Consider the following 13699-nt stretch of genomic DNA (forward strand, 5'->3'; position numbering starts at 1 on the left):
GTAGGGTAAAACGTAATGATTACTATTTAGAGGTGCAGATTTTTGAACAAAACTAGTAAAGAAATTGCGGTAAAAATTTTAAAAGCTAATAACTATAAATTAACTAAACAACGCCAGAGCTTACTCAATATTCTAGCTATCCATGAGGACCGCTACATGGAATTGACGGAGTTAGATCAGTTAATGCGCCAAGAGTATCCTAAAATGAGCTACAATACAATTTATCGAAACATTAAGGAATTTTCTGAAATTGGGATTGTTGAAGAAAATCAAAATGAAAATGATGGTAAAACCGAAGTAAAGTTAGATTGTAATGAACGGCACACTCATCATCACCATTTTATTTGTAATAACTGTGGCAAAGTACGGGAACTCCAAATGTGCCCTCTAAGCTTCTTTAGTGAGCAATTGCCAGGGGCTGAGATTACGGGACATCATTTTGAGTTATATGGGTTATGCGCAGATTGTAAGCAATTAATGGGTGAAAAGTAGATGATTTTTTTAAGTTATTGCAAACTTAATCAATATTTGAAATAAAAGCTAAATATTTTTGATATGCTTTTTTTAAAGACGGAGGGAAAGAGAAATGGCATATAGGACACCACCTTTTTTAACACCAATTGCGATTGTTACCATGGTCATTGCTTTAAGTGCTACAAACGTAATCGTTAATAAGGCGACCAACACTTCTGAAGGAGCGCCCGTGCGTTCTTCAAAAGTAATGAATAATGAAAGTAGTAGTAATTTAGACGATAAAAATTCATCTGATGATAAATCAAGTAAAAGTTCCATGGATGAAGATAGTAGCTCTAAAGATGATGAAACAAGTAGTTCCAAAGAAGATGAGACAATGGATTCAAATAGCACCGAAGACTCACAAAGTGATGCGGAAAGCTCATCAGATGCTACGGCAAGCAGTGGTAAAACTAGCACAAATACAAATGAAAATAATAATGACGATACTACTAATAATGCATCTAGTGATGCTGACACGGATACAAATCAAGCATCTAGTGCAGCACAAAGTTCGGCAGGTACCACAACTCAGAATGCCCAAGCTGCATCAGGTAGCTCGGCGACTAGCACACAATAGGGGGAATTAACGTGATTTCATTTCTTACATTAGCGAGCCATTATATGGGAATGATCAATGTTAAGAGTAAACTAAAGAATCAAGTTTACACGGTCATGGCATTCGTCGGAAATTGGTATTTACTATATATTGGTATTCGTTTCTTACAAAATGGACGCTATCTTAGAGGATTATTGCTATTAGCAATCTTTTTAGTGTTCTTGTATTTTTCAATTATGAATATTTACTACTTCTTCACGACTAAGAAAGCACCTTTTGATATTTCTCCTATCTTGGAGAAATATGTGGGTGGTGCTCCGGAAGAAATTCGAGAAAAAGAAGAATTTAGACGGCGCTTAGCCCAAGTGGAACGCCAAAGTCGTCAAGCTAGCAGTTCACCAGCAGGGATGTTTGACCAACGGATGCTACTACCTGCACAGGTCGAATCCACGGGCGAACAAAAGCGAAATATTGAACAAATTGCGATGTTGATGAAAAATGCTGGAATCCTTTTTGAGGATTACGGTGGACGAAGTGATGAACAGATTAAGGAACAATTACAACCAGGACAAACGGAAGTTTACGCTATTGGGGACGAAGGCATTCAATTCCCATTTGCTGACATAAAAATGATTAATGGGCAGCCTACCATTTATGCTGGATTAAATCAGATGGAAGAGTTACCAGTTGGCGTAATTACCAAAGTTGGGGCAGCTAGTTTCGAAGCTGCTAAACAAGAAAATCACCTTTACTTGGCGGATGTATTATTAAGTGGCGGTGAGAAGAAAATGATAGGACGCTCAGGGATTATCACTGAAAATGAAAATTTTTTTATAAAAGTGAATATTGCCTATAAACGCCGTAATACCTCGCTTCATGAGGTTTAAAGTATAAAATAATTAAGGACTGTTCAAGCGATATGCTTTGACAGTCCTTTTTTTGTCGCTTATATTTTAAATAGGTATAGAAAAAATGGGAGCTTATAGGTTGTATAAGGATTCGTTTAAATAACCGATGGGCGCAGCTGGAGGGATTTATTATGTCAATGATCGAATTTCATAATGTTGAAAAGTACTATGGGAAGTTCCACGCCCTGACAGATATCAACTTAACGATTGAAAAGGGTGAGACAGTAGTTTTGATTGGACCATCTGGTTCTGGTAAAAGTACTTTAATCCGAACTATTAACGGATTGGAAAGTATTAATAGCGGACAACTGGTAGTTAACGGGTTTGATTTGGCTAGCAAGAAGACCAATATGAATAAGATTCGTCGTGAAGTAGGCATGGTTTTCCAACATTTTAATTTATACAACAATAAAAGTGTGCTTGAAAATATCATGTTAGCTCCTCGTGTAGTTCTAGGACGGAAGGATGATGAAAATAAAAAAGTTGCCATGGAATTGTTAGACTTAGTTGGGCTAGCAGATAAGGCAGAAAGTATGCCATCGATGCTTTCTGGTGGTCAAAAGCAACGAATTGCAATAGCTCGGAGTTTGGCTATGCATCCAAAGTGTATTTTATTTGATGAACCAACATCAGCTTTGGATCCAGAAATGATTGACGATGTTTTAAATGTAATGAAAAAGATTGCTAAAGATTCTTCGATGACCATGGTTGTGGTAACCCATGAGATGGGCTTTGCCCGCGAAGTAGGGGACCGCGTTATTTTCATGGACGAAGGACAAATTCTAGAAGACGATCAAGCTAAGGAATTCTTTGATGGACAACCAAGTAATGAACGAGCACGCCAATTCTTAAGTAAAATTATTAAACATTAGGAGGGGAGAATATGCGAAAAATACTGAAAAGTGTCGCCCTCATTTTCACCCTCATGGCAAGTTTAGTGTTGTTAAGTAGTTGTGGTGCGAAGGGTGAAGTAAAAAATATAGATGCTTGGGATCAAGCCCAAAAGACGGATTCCATCACTTGGGGTGTTAAAGCCGATACTAAACTGTTTGGTTTGATGGATGTTAAAGATTCACAAATTAAGGGATTTGATATCGATATTGCCAAAGCGTTAACCAAGCAAATGCTCGGAAAAAAGGCCAAAGCCAACTTTATCCAAGTTACGAGTCAAACTCGGATACCTTTACTGAAAAACGGTAATTTAGATGCAATTATTGCTACGATGACAATCACGAAAGAACGTGAAAAAGTTGTCGATTTTTCAAATTCATACTTTGATGCTGGTCAATCGCTTTTAGTTAAAAAAGGTAGCTCCATTAAGAGCGTTAAAGATTTGAATAAGCCCGGAACTAAAGTAATCGGGGTGGTTGGATCTAATTCCGTCGAGAATATTAAAAAGTTTGCTCCTAAGGCGCAGGTAATTCAGCTTCAAGATTATGCTCAGGCTTTGACCGCTTTAAAATCTGGTCAAGGAGCAGCGTTAACGACTGATAATGGTATTTTATTTGGGATGGCGGTCGACAATCCTAATTATCAAGTTGTTGGAAAAGCCTTTACTAAAGAACCTTATGGGATTGCAATTAATAAAGGACAAGGTCAGTTGAAAAAGCATCTCAACCAAGCCTTGAAAGAATTGGAAGAAAGTGGCGAGTACAACAAACTAGTCGAAAAATGGTTTGGAAATATCGCTGGATTTGACTACAAGGAGGTTGAAAGATGATTAATATAATTGCTAGTCATGGCTCAGAACTTCTAAGTGGACTGGGACAAACCGTCCTTTGTAGTGTGATTGCACTATTCTTTAGTTTGATCATCGGATCAATGTTTGCGATTTTTGAAGTTTTACCAAGTAAAGTATTACACACCATCGGTAGAATCTATGTAGAAGTGGTAAGAAACATTCCGTTACTAGTAGTAACGATGTTTTTCTACATCGTAATTCCTCAATATGTCGCTTCGATTAATGGATTTGTTGCTGGAACGATTGGATTAACCATTTATACATCAGCCTTTATTGCTGAAACCGTCCGAGCGGGAATTCAATCAGTTAGTGGTGGGCAAATGGAAGCAGCTCGCTCAAACGGAATGACTTATTGGCAAGCAATGCGTTACATCGTGTTACCTCAAGCCTTTAAGATTGTGATTCCACCTCTAGGTAACCAATTTATTAATTTGGTTAAGAATTCATCAGTACTTGCTTTCGTAGCCGGCTTTGACTTGATGTATGTAGGAAATGATATTGCTTCTACTTCCTTTGATACGATTAATTCGTATTTAGTAGTGGGAGTTATGTACTTAATTATAACTATGCCACTCAGTTACTATATGCGTTATCTTGAAAAACGGACGAATCGAGGTGCTGCATGATGAAATCATTTATGGATGCTTACTCAGCAGTAAATTTAATGTTTTTATTAAAGGGGCTTTGGATAACCGTTGAAGTTTCGGTTATCTCAATTATCCTAAGTTATATTCTAGGTGGAATATTAGGATTTATTCGGTATATGAGAATAAAGTATTTTTCAGCGATTGTGGGTTTCATCATTGATTTGATCCGTAATTTACCGTTGATTTTAATTTTCTTCTTTGTTTATTTCGGTTTACCTAACTTAGGTTTGAGAATTGAAATTATTCCTTCATCTATCCTAGCTCTAACCGTTTTTGAATCGGCGATGCTAGCTGAAATTATTCGTGGAGGAATCGAGTCAATTTCTAAAGGGCAAATGGAAGGTGCTCGAGCTAACGGGTTAACGTACTGGCAAGCAATGCGTTACATTATTTTGCCGCAAGCTCAAGTACGAATGATTCCGGCATTAGTTAGTCAATTTATTTCTTTGATTAAGGATACTTCATTAGCAACGATTATTATGCTGCCAGAATTGATGTATCATGCGCAAATCATTTATGGACAAAATACTAATTACATCATCCCAATGTTCGTTGCATTGGCTGTAATGTACTTTATTGTTTGTTATGCGTTATCACTATTTTCGCGTTACTTGGAAAAAAGAATTGCATCATAAAATTATACAAATAGGACGAGTAACCTCATCTAAGGTTACTCGTCCTATTTTTTAACATTGTGTTTACTGATCATTTTGACGGAGCCACTCAGTTCGCTTAAGTTTTGTGAAGTGTTCTTTGCGGATGTCGTCTAAGATCGGGTTATACATTTCATCGATGGTTAGTTCAGGTTTGAAACCTAGTTTCATTTGAACTCGCTTAGATTGGTGATTGCCATCATAGTAACCACACCAAATGTTAGATAATCCTAACGTGGTGAAGCCATCCTTGATGACCGCTGCTGCAGCTTCTGGGATTAGCCCTTGACCCCAGAATGGCTCTCCAATCCAATAACTAATTTCGGCATCATTAGCTCCCATGAAAGATTTCCCACCACCTTTATTAACTATTTCTAGCCCGACGCTACCAATTGCCTCGTCGGGATTGTCCCTTAGAGTTACGGCATAAATAGTAGCTTGCATCAAATATTGTTCAATCAGTTGTCGGCTATTAGCGACGCTGGTATGGACGGGCCAGCCAGCAATGGGTCCAATTTTAGGATTTTTAGCATATTGATAGATGCTGGGAGCATCATCTGGTGTAAAAGGACGTAAATAAAGTCTTTTGGTTGAAATCGGCATTGTTTTTCTTTTCCTCCTATAATTTTTATGTCTTTTGGATGAGAAGATGAATTACTAGATTACTATTGGCTGTTAAAAATCCTCGGCGATCTTCTAAAGCAATAATTCTTTTTTGATTTTTTAAGTATGGTGCAACTTGCTGGTCAAATGATTCTGCACTGGAAGCTTTAATGGGAGTTAGTTGATACTCACCAGGTGCTATTTTTTGAGACGTAGGTTTAGTTGATACTATGCAAATATCGTAGTAGTCAGGAGTAATTACGTAATACAATTTGCGCAATATAAAGTCAGGATTCCAATTCCCATCCATAATTTCGGTTATTCCAAAATCATAATCGATGGGTAAGCGTTTGACCGATTGAAGATAAAATGGTGTTGCAACTTTTAGGGTAGGACTCGCTGAATTTTGATGGATATTTAACTGATCATCTAATATTTTCTCTAGCTGCTCCAACCGATGCCGTTCGGTCTGAATGGCTATTTTTTTAGCTAACAGTAAATCCGTTACGGATGGGTTGGTTTGCAAGATTTGCTTTATAGATGCCACTGAAAAATCCAATTGTCTTAAAAAAAGAATAAAGGATAGTTGGTATGCTTGTGACATACCGTATTTTCGATAGCCATTTGGTGCAATTTCAGCGGGCTTAAATAAGCCCTCATCTTCATAATAACGAATAGTATGATTTGTTGTTTTTAACAAACGTGCTAAGGTTGAGATAGTTACTAATTTTTCTGGCATGCCATCACCTCATTCATAGAGTATAAACCTTAGGGTAACCCGAAGGTCAAGAGGAGTAAAAAAACAGACGTCCATAATTGAGCGTCTGTTTTTACTTTAATTATTGGATTACATAACGAGCAAGGCGTTGATAATCTTTTTCTTTTAATTCTGCGGTAATTTCGGTTCCTTCTTCGGTATAATCGGTCTTTTTTACATCAGCGTTGCCGTTAAGAAAATCGACCACCTGTCCCTCGTTAAAAGGAATTAAGAACTTAGCTTCAACATAATTTTTGAAGACTTGTTTTTTAATTAAAGCGGTAACCATTTCTAGTGATTGAAGTTGTTTAGCTGAATAAGTTAATTCATTGCCATCTAGAGTGGGATAACTAACTCCAGCTAAATCGGCTTTATTAAAGGCGTAAATCATAGGAATATCGGTTACACCGATTTCGTTTAAGGTATCTTCTGTAGTTTGCATCATTTCACGATAGTGGGGGTCAGAAATATCAACAATTTGAACTAGTAAATCAGCTTTAGCAGCTTCCGCCAAAGTCGAACGGAAAGCTTTGACTAATTGATGAGGCAAATGGCTAACGAACCCGACGGTATCACTCAAAACTAATTCTTTTTGATCGGGGAACGTTAACTTACGCACGCTCGTATCCAAAGTAGCGAAGAGCATGTCTTTTTCAAAAACTTGTTTGTCTTCATTGCGACCATACATACGAACTAACCCGTTCATGGTAGTTGATTTACCAGTATTGGTGTAACCGACCAATGCAACACTTGGAATGTCTTTCTTATCGCGTTGCTTACGTTGAATGTCAGAAGAGGTTGTCATTTCCTTTAGTTCTTTATTAATATGATTAATTTTATTACGGATTGTCCGTCGGTTTAACTCCAGTTTAGTTTCACCGGAACCACGGTTGGTGAAGCCGCCTCCTGTATTACCAGCAGTTTGCTGATCCAAGCGTTGGGTGGAACTAGTACGTAATCGAGGTAGTTGGTATTGAAGTTTAGCTAATTCAACTTGAAGTTTAGCTTCACGAGAGTGAGCTCGATTAGCAAAGATTTCTAGAATTAATCCTGTACGGTCAATAAAATGTAGATTAGTTTCTTTTTCAAGATTAGTTAACTGGCTGGGAGAAAGTTCATCGTTTAAAACAATGGTATCCACCTCTAAGGCCGTTGCAATTTGAACCAGATCCTCAACTTTACCTTTACCAAAGTAAGTGGCGGCATTAGGACGCTCTAATTTTTGAGTCACTTGATCAACCACGTCCATATTGTTGGCCATGGCTAGCGACCTTAATTCATCCATGGCATAATCCAGGTTCATATTGGGGAGTTCGAGTCCCGCTATTAGTATTTTCTCATTCATAAAATAAATGGCCTCCAAAGTTTGAAAACGTTTAGATAATTATATCATGGAAGCTGATTAGTTACATGTAATTAACGTTTATGAGATAACATGGTGCTTTGGATTAGAGAATAGTTAAAATAATTAGAGTTTAATATTGATTTTAATATAATTTTAATATATACTCATTTTCATAGTAAAAGATAATTGGTTGAAAATATAGGGAGTGTGTGAGATGAAACTAAAAACAGTTGTAAAGCTCGGCTCAGTTGCATTAGCTTCAACGTTTGTTTTGGCAGCATGTGGTTCGAGCAATTCAAATAGTAAAAAAACAGCAAACATTCAAGAGTCTGCTGAATTAGCAACAATGGATCAATCTAAGGTTACAGATGTGGTTGGTTTTACCCAATTAGGTAGTACAGAAGAAGGACTATATCGAATTGGTAAGAACAATAAAGTTGAAAATGCGATTGCTACAAAAACTAAAGTTTCAGATGATCACAAAACTTACACATTTACTCTACGAAAAGGGGTTAAGTGGAGTAATGGCGATGAGGTAACTGCAAAAGACTTCGTATATGGTTGGCAAAGAACGGTAAATCCGAAAACAGCTTCCCAATACGCATATATCTTCTCGGGTGTTAAAAATGCCGATAAAATTGCTAGTGGTAAAGCGAACTATAAATCATTGGGAATTAAGGCTGATGGCAAGTATAAGTTGACGGTGACCCTTGATCGTCCGATTTCTTACTTTAAACTCCTGATGGGAATGCCAACCTTCTTCCCTCAAAATGAGAAGGCCGTTAAAAAGTACGGTGATAAGTATGGTACTTCGGCTAAAACAACAGTTTATAACGGTCCATATCGAATGGAAGGTTGGACAGGTTCTAACTTAAGCTGGAAGCTCGTTAAGAACAAGACTTACTGGGATAAGAAAAATGTCAAGATGGATACTTTGAACTGGAAAGTGGTTAAAGACACTGGAACGGCTCTGAACATGTATAATAGTAATAAGCTTGATCAAATGACCTTATCTAGTGAACAGGTTAAACAATACAAGAATAATAAAGACTACGTTAAGTACTTAAATGCTTCAACTTTCTACATTGAATATAACCAAAAGAAGGACAAGTACTTTAAGAATGCTAAAATCCGTAAGGCTCTTTCGTTAGCTATTAATCGTCAACAATTTGTTGATAAGATTAAAGGTGATGGATCAACGGTTGCAACGGGAGTAACGCCGGCTAAGTTGGCTAAGGATGAAAAGAATGGCAAGGACTTTGCTTCTGAAGTCGATGTTAAATCAGCTTCGGAATACAATTTGAAAGAAGCTAAAAAGTTGATGGCTGAAGGTCTTAAAGAAGAAGGTATGCGTTCATTGAACTTCCAACTTCTTAGTGATGATACTACCGCTGCTAAGCAGTCAACTGAATTCTTACAATCAGCATTTGAAAAGATACCTAATGTGAAAGTTTCGTTAAGTAACGTGCCATTTAAGAACCGTTTAGCAAACTCGGTCGATGGTAAATTCGATGCAGTTATTACAGCATGGAGCGCTGATTTCTCAGATCCAATCTCATTCCTTCAACTATTTACGTCTGATAACTCACAAAATAACGGTAAATGGGCTAATAAGGAATACGATAAGTTGATTGAGGCTGCGAATACTACTGACGCTGGTAATACTGAAAAACGTTGGGATGATATGTTGAAGGCGGAACAAATCCTATTGAAGGATCAAGCAGTTGCTCCACTTTATCAACAAGGACAATCAATGTTGCGTAAAACCAACCTTAAGGGTATTGTGTATAACTCGGCTGGATTGAACTTTGATTACAAGCAGGCATATATCAAATAATTAAAAATGGGAACAAATTACATTGGGTGAGAGTGATACATTGCTCTTACCCTTTGTGCATATTGGACCAGAGATTGTGAGGGAGATTTATGGCAAGATATCTTGCAAGACGTGTTTTTTACTTGCTACTGACCCTGTTCTTGATTGCCAGCATTACGTTCTTTTTAATGAAGTTAATGCCTGGTACACCATTGAATAATCAAGCAAAGTTAACAAAAGCGCAAATTCAGATTATTTATGAACAATATGGGCTTAATAAGCCGGTGTGGCAACAATACTTGAGCTACATGATTAACGCAGTGCATGGAGATTTCGGAACTTCATTCCAGTTTAGTAATCAAGAGGTTTCTTACTTAATTGGTAGTCGAATTGGACCTTCTGCAACCATCGGGATTCAGGGAATGATTCTAGGTGTGGTTTTTGGAACCATTACTGGATCAATTAGTGCCATTCGCAAAAATACTTGGGTTGATGGAACTGCTAATATTATTTCGATTCTAGGACTTTCTGTACCAAGTTTTGTTTTGGCGATTGTGCTCCAATACTACATCGGACTTAAATTACAATGGCTTCCAGTAGCCGGATGGGGTGGGTTTGCCAGTACAGTCCTTCCATCAATTGCTTTGGCAGCTAATCCCTTTGCAACCACTTCTCGTTTTGTGAGAACCGAAATGGTAGATGTCTTAGGAAGTGACTATATTGAACTTGCTAGAGCGAAAGGGATGAGCAAAATGGGAATAGTTTTCCATCATGCTTTGCGTAATAGTTTGATTCCATTAGTTACCGTAGTGGGTCCATTAGCCGTCGCTATTATGACTGGTTCAATGGTTGTGGAAAATATTTTCTCAATTCCAGGAATTGGGGAACAATTCGTTAAGTCAATCTTAACTAACGACTATCCAACTATTATGGGTGTAACCATGTTGTACTCTGGTCTATTATGTTTAGTTCTATTATTAACAGATATCATCTATGGATTGATTGATCCACGAATTAGAATTACTGGAAAGGGGGAGTAATGTAATGGAAGAAAAAGTGAACTTACCTAAAGATGCCTTTCAACCTGTTAGTAAGGGTGAACGTTTAGATGATGAAAAAATTACTGCCCCGTCGAGAACGTTTTTGCAAGACGCTTGGCGGCGTTTAAAGGAAAATAAAGCAGCCTTTATCAGTATGTGGATTTTAATTATCGTTGCGATTTTTGCATTCACATCACCCATCACTGCTCCACATCCCAATAATTCTAATCCCGATTATGCTAACTTACCGGCTAAGGTTCCAGGAGTTAACATTAACGGCTTTAATGGAACAATTGTGCAAGGTGGGGAACGAATTGATGCTTATAAAGCTAATAAAGTTCCTTCAGATAAGTATTTCTACCTTGGAACAGATTATTTAGGACGTAGCTTAGCACAGCGAATCTTACATGGGACGATGATTTCTCTATTGATTGGGGTTTTCGCAACCATCATTGATTTACTAATTGGGGTAGGGTACGGGATCTTCTCGGCCTGGAAAGGTGGAAAAATCGATATTTTCATGCAGCGAATTATCGAAATTATGTCTTCCGTTCCTAATATTGTAATTATGGTTCTGTTACTATTGGTTTTCAAAAATGGTGGGATTTTACCGATTGTATTAGCGATTGCGATTAACGAATGGACTACAATGGCACGACTAACTCGAGCCCAGACTCTAAGTTTGAAAAATCAAGAGTACATTCTAGCTGCCCAGTCGCTAGGTGAATCGCCATGGAAAATCTCGGTTAAGCATTTGTTGCCTAACCTATCCAGTGTCATCATTATTCAAACTATGTTTACCATTCCAACGGCAATTTTCTTCGAAGCCTTCTTGAGTTATATCGGAATTGGTATTCAAGCTCCTACTGCATCACTAGGAACGTTGATTAATGATGGGCAACGTAATTTCCAGTTCTTACCATTCCAAATGTGGTATCCGGCAATTGTTTTGGCCATTATCATGATTGCATTTAATATTTTAGCTGATGGACTCCGTGACGCTTTTGATCCACGGACAGCCCGTAGATAGGAGGAAATTGATTAATGAGTTCAAATAAAAAAGTACTTGAAGTAAAAAATTTAGCGATTGATTTCCATACCTATGCTGGAACGGTTAAAGCAATCCGAGACGTTAGTTTTGATTTACATCAGGGAGAAACCTTGGCCATCGTGGGAGAATCCGGTTCTGGAAAAACGGTAACTACTAAAACGATTATGGGATTGTTAGCTAATAATGCGGAAGTTATTGGGGGAACCGTTGAGCTACACGGCAAAAATATTTTAAAGATGAATGATCGAGAATTGCAAGACGTTCGTGGTAAAAATATTGCTGAAATCTTCCAAGATCCAATGACGTCATTAGATCCAACGATGAAGATTGGACGACAAGTTGCCGAGCCATTAATGATTCACCAGAAGATTAGTAAAGAAAAGGCGCAAAAAAGAGCACTTGAAATGCTCAAGTTAGTGGGCATTAAAGACGCAGAAAAACGAATTAATGATTACCCACATCAATTCTCAGGGGGGATGCGCCAACGAATCGTAATTGCGATTGCATTAATTTGTAATCCAGAAATTTTGATTGCTGACGAACCAACTACGGCTTTGGATGTGACTATTCAAGCTCAGATCTTAGATTTAATGAAAGAATTGCAAGCCAAGATTTCGACTTCAATTATTTTTATTACCCATGATCTAGGCGTCGTAGCCAGCATGGCTGATCGAGTAGCAGTAATGTATGCCGGAAAGATTGTGGAATATGGATCAGTGGATGAAATCTTTTATAACCCACAGCATCCATATACTTGGGGACTCTTGAACTCCATGCCTACTTTGGATACAGCTAAGGGAGAATTAGAACCTATTCCTGGTACTCCGCCAGATTTATTGGATCCACCAGTTGGGGATGCTTTTGCTGCCCGTAATCCTTATGCGATGAAGATTGACGAGGAACTTGAACCACCATTCTTTAAGGTTAGCCCATCGCATTATGCAGCAACTTGGTTATTACATCCAGATGCACCCGCAGTGGAACCACCAGCAGAAATTCAACGGCGTTGGAAGATTTATCAAGATACGTTTCAAATCGATTCAGCCGACCTTCGCGTTGGGGAATAGGAGGAAACCATAGTGGACACAACAAAAAAGATTTTAGAAGTAAAACATTTAAAACAGTATTTTAATGTCGGTAAAAAAGACGAAGTCCATGCCGTTGATGACGTTTCCTTTGATATCTACGAAGGTGAAACTTTTGGGTTAGTGGGCGAGTCTGGTTCAGGAAAAACGACTACCGGACGAGCTATTATTCGACTTCAAGATCCAACTTCTGGTAACGTGAATTTTGAAGGAAGAGATATTGCTTCAATTAAGAAGCGGTCAGACATTATGGAATTTCGACGCGAAATGCAGATGATCTTCCAAGATCCGTACGCTTCTTTGAATCCACGAATGAAGATCAAAGATATTATTGCTGAAGGGATTGATATCCATCATTTGGCTAAAAATAAACAGGATCGTTCTGAACAAGTGGAAGAATTGTTGGAAACGGTGGGGCTAAATAAAGACCATTCCAGCCGTTATCCAAATGAATTTTCTGGTGGGCAACGTCAGCGGATTGGGATTGCCCGTGCGTTAGCGGTGCAACCTAAATTCATCATTGCGGATGAGCCGATTTCTGCTTTGGATGTTTCCATCCAAGCTCAAGTAGTTAATCTAATGAAAAAGTTGCAAGAAGAAAAGGGACTGACTTACCTATTTATTGCCCATGATTTATCCATGGTAAAGTATATCAGTGATCGAATTGGAGTTATGCATTATGGTAAGATGCTAGAAATTGGTCCAGCAGAGGAAGTTTATAATCATCCTTTGCATGCCTACACAGCTAGTTTAGTTTCAGCTGTTCCAGAACCTGATCCAGAGTTTGAACGCAACCGGCGTCAGGTTCCATATGATGCAGCCCGCGAATTTGATGATAAAGAACGACGCATGGTTGAAATTACACCTAATCATTTTGTTAAAGCAGCCGATGATGAGATTGAAGAATATCGCCAACGAGCAGAAGCTTACAAAATAAAGTGAGTATAAAAAGAAGCTTGACGTTTTTACGTCAAGCCTCTT

Annotated in this window: 15 protein-coding genes; 12 read left to right on the plus strand and 3 right to left on the minus strand. The window is 38.1% G+C overall.

Annotated elements, in window-relative coordinates:
• Positions 1-42 precede the first annotated feature (42 nt).
• The 7 genes from PEPE_RS01905 to PEPE_RS01935 all read left to right on the plus strand — a co-directional run bounded on the left by PEPE_RS01905 (position 43) and on the right by PEPE_RS01935 (position 5003).
• Positions 43-492, plus strand: a complete 450-nt coding sequence (locus tag PEPE_RS01905) for a Fur family transcriptional regulator (RefSeq protein WP_002832827.1) — start codon at positions 43-45, stop codon at positions 490-492.
• A gap of 94 nt (positions 493-586) precedes the next feature.
• A complete protein-coding gene (locus PEPE_RS01910; RefSeq protein WP_011673047.1) occupies positions 587-1093 on the plus strand; it encodes a hypothetical protein in 507 nt (168 codons plus the stop codon).
• 11 nt (positions 1094-1104) lie between these two features.
• On the plus strand, positions 1105-1959 hold the full coding sequence (locus tag PEPE_RS01915) for a DUF6681 family protein (RefSeq protein WP_011673048.1): 855 nt from the start codon (positions 1105-1107) through the stop codon (positions 1957-1959).
• 152 nt (positions 1960-2111) lie between these two features.
• Complete coding sequence (locus tag PEPE_RS01920; RefSeq protein ID WP_011673049.1) at positions 2112-2852, plus strand: amino acid ABC transporter ATP-binding protein; 741 nt, start codon at positions 2112-2114, stop codon at positions 2850-2852.
• An 11-nt stretch (positions 2853-2863) separates the two neighbouring features.
• Positions 2864-3700, plus strand: coding sequence for a transporter substrate-binding domain-containing protein (locus PEPE_RS01925; RefSeq protein WP_011673050.1), 837 nt, complete (start codon positions 2864-2866; stop codon positions 3698-3700).
• On the plus strand, positions 3697-4347 hold the full coding sequence (locus PEPE_RS01930; protein WP_002832833.1) for an amino acid ABC transporter permease: 651 nt from the start codon (positions 3697-3699) through the stop codon (positions 4345-4347). Before PEPE_RS01925 ends, PEPE_RS01930 begins: the two co-directional genes overlap by 4 nt.
• Positions 4347-5003: an amino acid ABC transporter permease gene (locus PEPE_RS01935; RefSeq protein WP_002832834.1), complete on the plus strand. Its 657-nt coding sequence runs from the start codon at positions 4347-4349 to the stop codon at positions 5001-5003. The genes PEPE_RS01930 and PEPE_RS01935 overlap by 1 nt, the downstream gene beginning before the upstream one ends.
• Before the next feature lie 63 nt (positions 5004-5066).
• Here PEPE_RS01935 and PEPE_RS01940 read toward each other — a convergent pair whose 3' ends face one another.
• The 3 genes from PEPE_RS01940 to hflX all read right to left on the minus strand — a co-directional run bounded on the left by PEPE_RS01940 (position 5067) and on the right by hflX (position 7726).
• A complete protein-coding gene (locus PEPE_RS01940) occupies positions 5067-5624 on the minus strand; it encodes a GNAT family N-acetyltransferase (protein WP_011673051.1) in 558 nt (185 codons plus the stop codon).
• Positions 5625-5649: 25 nt separating this feature from the next.
• Positions 5650-6363 (minus strand): MerR family transcriptional regulator, encoded by a 714-nt coding sequence (locus PEPE_RS01945; RefSeq protein WP_011673052.1) that lies wholly within the window; start codon positions 6361-6363, stop codon positions 5650-5652.
• Positions 6364-6463: 100 nt separating this feature from the next.
• Positions 6464-7726: a GTPase HflX gene (gene hflX, locus PEPE_RS01950; RefSeq protein WP_011673053.1), complete on the minus strand. Its 1263-nt coding sequence runs from the start codon at positions 7724-7726 to the stop codon at positions 6464-6466.
• Positions 7727-7940: 214 nt separating this feature from the next.
• On the opposite strand from hflX, the gene PEPE_RS01955 reads away from it, so the two are divergent.
• From PEPE_RS01955 to PEPE_RS01975, 5 genes are all read left to right on the plus strand, one after another.
• Positions 7941-9563: a peptide ABC transporter substrate-binding protein gene (locus PEPE_RS01955; protein WP_002832838.1), complete on the plus strand. Its 1623-nt coding sequence runs from the start codon at positions 7941-7943 to the stop codon at positions 9561-9563.
• A gap of 89 nt (positions 9564-9652) precedes the next feature.
• Positions 9653-10582 (plus strand): oligopeptide ABC transporter permease, encoded by a 930-nt coding sequence (gene opp3b / locus PEPE_RS01960; RefSeq protein WP_011673054.1) that lies wholly within the window; start codon positions 9653-9655, stop codon positions 10580-10582.
• 4 nt (positions 10583-10586) lie between these two features.
• Positions 10587-11612, plus strand: coding sequence for an ABC transporter permease (locus tag PEPE_RS01965; RefSeq protein WP_002832840.1), 1026 nt, complete (start codon positions 10587-10589; stop codon positions 11610-11612).
• A gap of 14 nt (positions 11613-11626) precedes the next feature.
• Positions 11627-12700, plus strand: coding sequence for an ABC transporter ATP-binding protein (locus PEPE_RS01970; RefSeq protein WP_002832841.1), 1074 nt, complete (start codon positions 11627-11629; stop codon positions 12698-12700).
• Positions 12701-12709: 9 nt separating this feature from the next.
• Positions 12710-13660 (plus strand): ABC transporter ATP-binding protein, encoded by a 951-nt coding sequence (locus PEPE_RS01975; protein ID WP_029257747.1) that lies wholly within the window; start codon positions 12710-12712, stop codon positions 13658-13660.
• The last annotated feature ends 39 nt before the right edge of the window (positions 13661-13699 follow it).

Source organism: Pediococcus pentosaceus ATCC 25745 (assembly GCF_000014505.1).
GTDB lineage: Bacteria > Bacillota > Bacilli > Lactobacillales > Lactobacillaceae > Pediococcus > Pediococcus pentosaceus.

Excerpts from the sequence above, each read along its gene's own strand:
- PEPE_RS01910 (WP_011673047.1), top strand. The coding sequence starts at position 587 with ATGGCATATAGGACACCACCTTTTTTAACACCAATTGCGATTGTTACC.
- PEPE_RS01920 (WP_011673049.1), top strand. The coding sequence starts at position 2,112 with ATGTCAATGATCGAATTTCATAATGTTGAAAAGTACTATGGGAAGTTC.
- PEPE_RS01925 (WP_011673050.1), top strand. The coding sequence starts at position 2,864 with ATGCGAAAAATACTGAAAAGTGTCGCCCTCATTTTCACCCTCATGGCA.
- PEPE_RS01930 (WP_002832833.1), top strand. The coding sequence starts at position 3,697 with ATGATTAATATAATTGCTAGTCATGGCTCAGAACTTCTAAGTGGACTG.
- PEPE_RS01935 (WP_002832834.1), top strand. The coding sequence starts at position 4,347 with ATGAAATCATTTATGGATGCTTACTCAGCAGTAAATTTAATGTTTTTA.
- PEPE_RS01940 (WP_011673051.1), bottom strand. The coding sequence starts at position 5,624 with ATGCCGATTTCAACCAAAAGACTTTATTTACGTCCTTTTACACCAGAT.
- PEPE_RS01945 (WP_011673052.1), bottom strand. The coding sequence starts at position 6,363 with ATGCCAGAAAAATTAGTAACTATCTCAACCTTAGCACGTTTGTTAAAA.
- hflX (WP_011673053.1), bottom strand. The coding sequence starts at position 7,726 with ATGAATGAGAAAATACTAATAGCGGGACTCGAACTCCCCAATATGAAC.
- PEPE_RS01955 (WP_002832838.1), top strand. The coding sequence starts at position 7,941 with ATGAAACTAAAAACAGTTGTAAAGCTCGGCTCAGTTGCATTAGCTTCA.
- opp3b (WP_011673054.1), top strand. The coding sequence starts at position 9,653 with ATGGCAAGATATCTTGCAAGACGTGTTTTTTACTTGCTACTGACCCTG.
- PEPE_RS01965 (WP_002832840.1), top strand. The coding sequence starts at position 10,587 with ATGGAAGAAAAAGTGAACTTACCTAAAGATGCCTTTCAACCTGTTAGT.
- PEPE_RS01970 (WP_002832841.1), top strand. The coding sequence starts at position 11,627 with ATGAGTTCAAATAAAAAAGTACTTGAAGTAAAAAATTTAGCGATTGAT.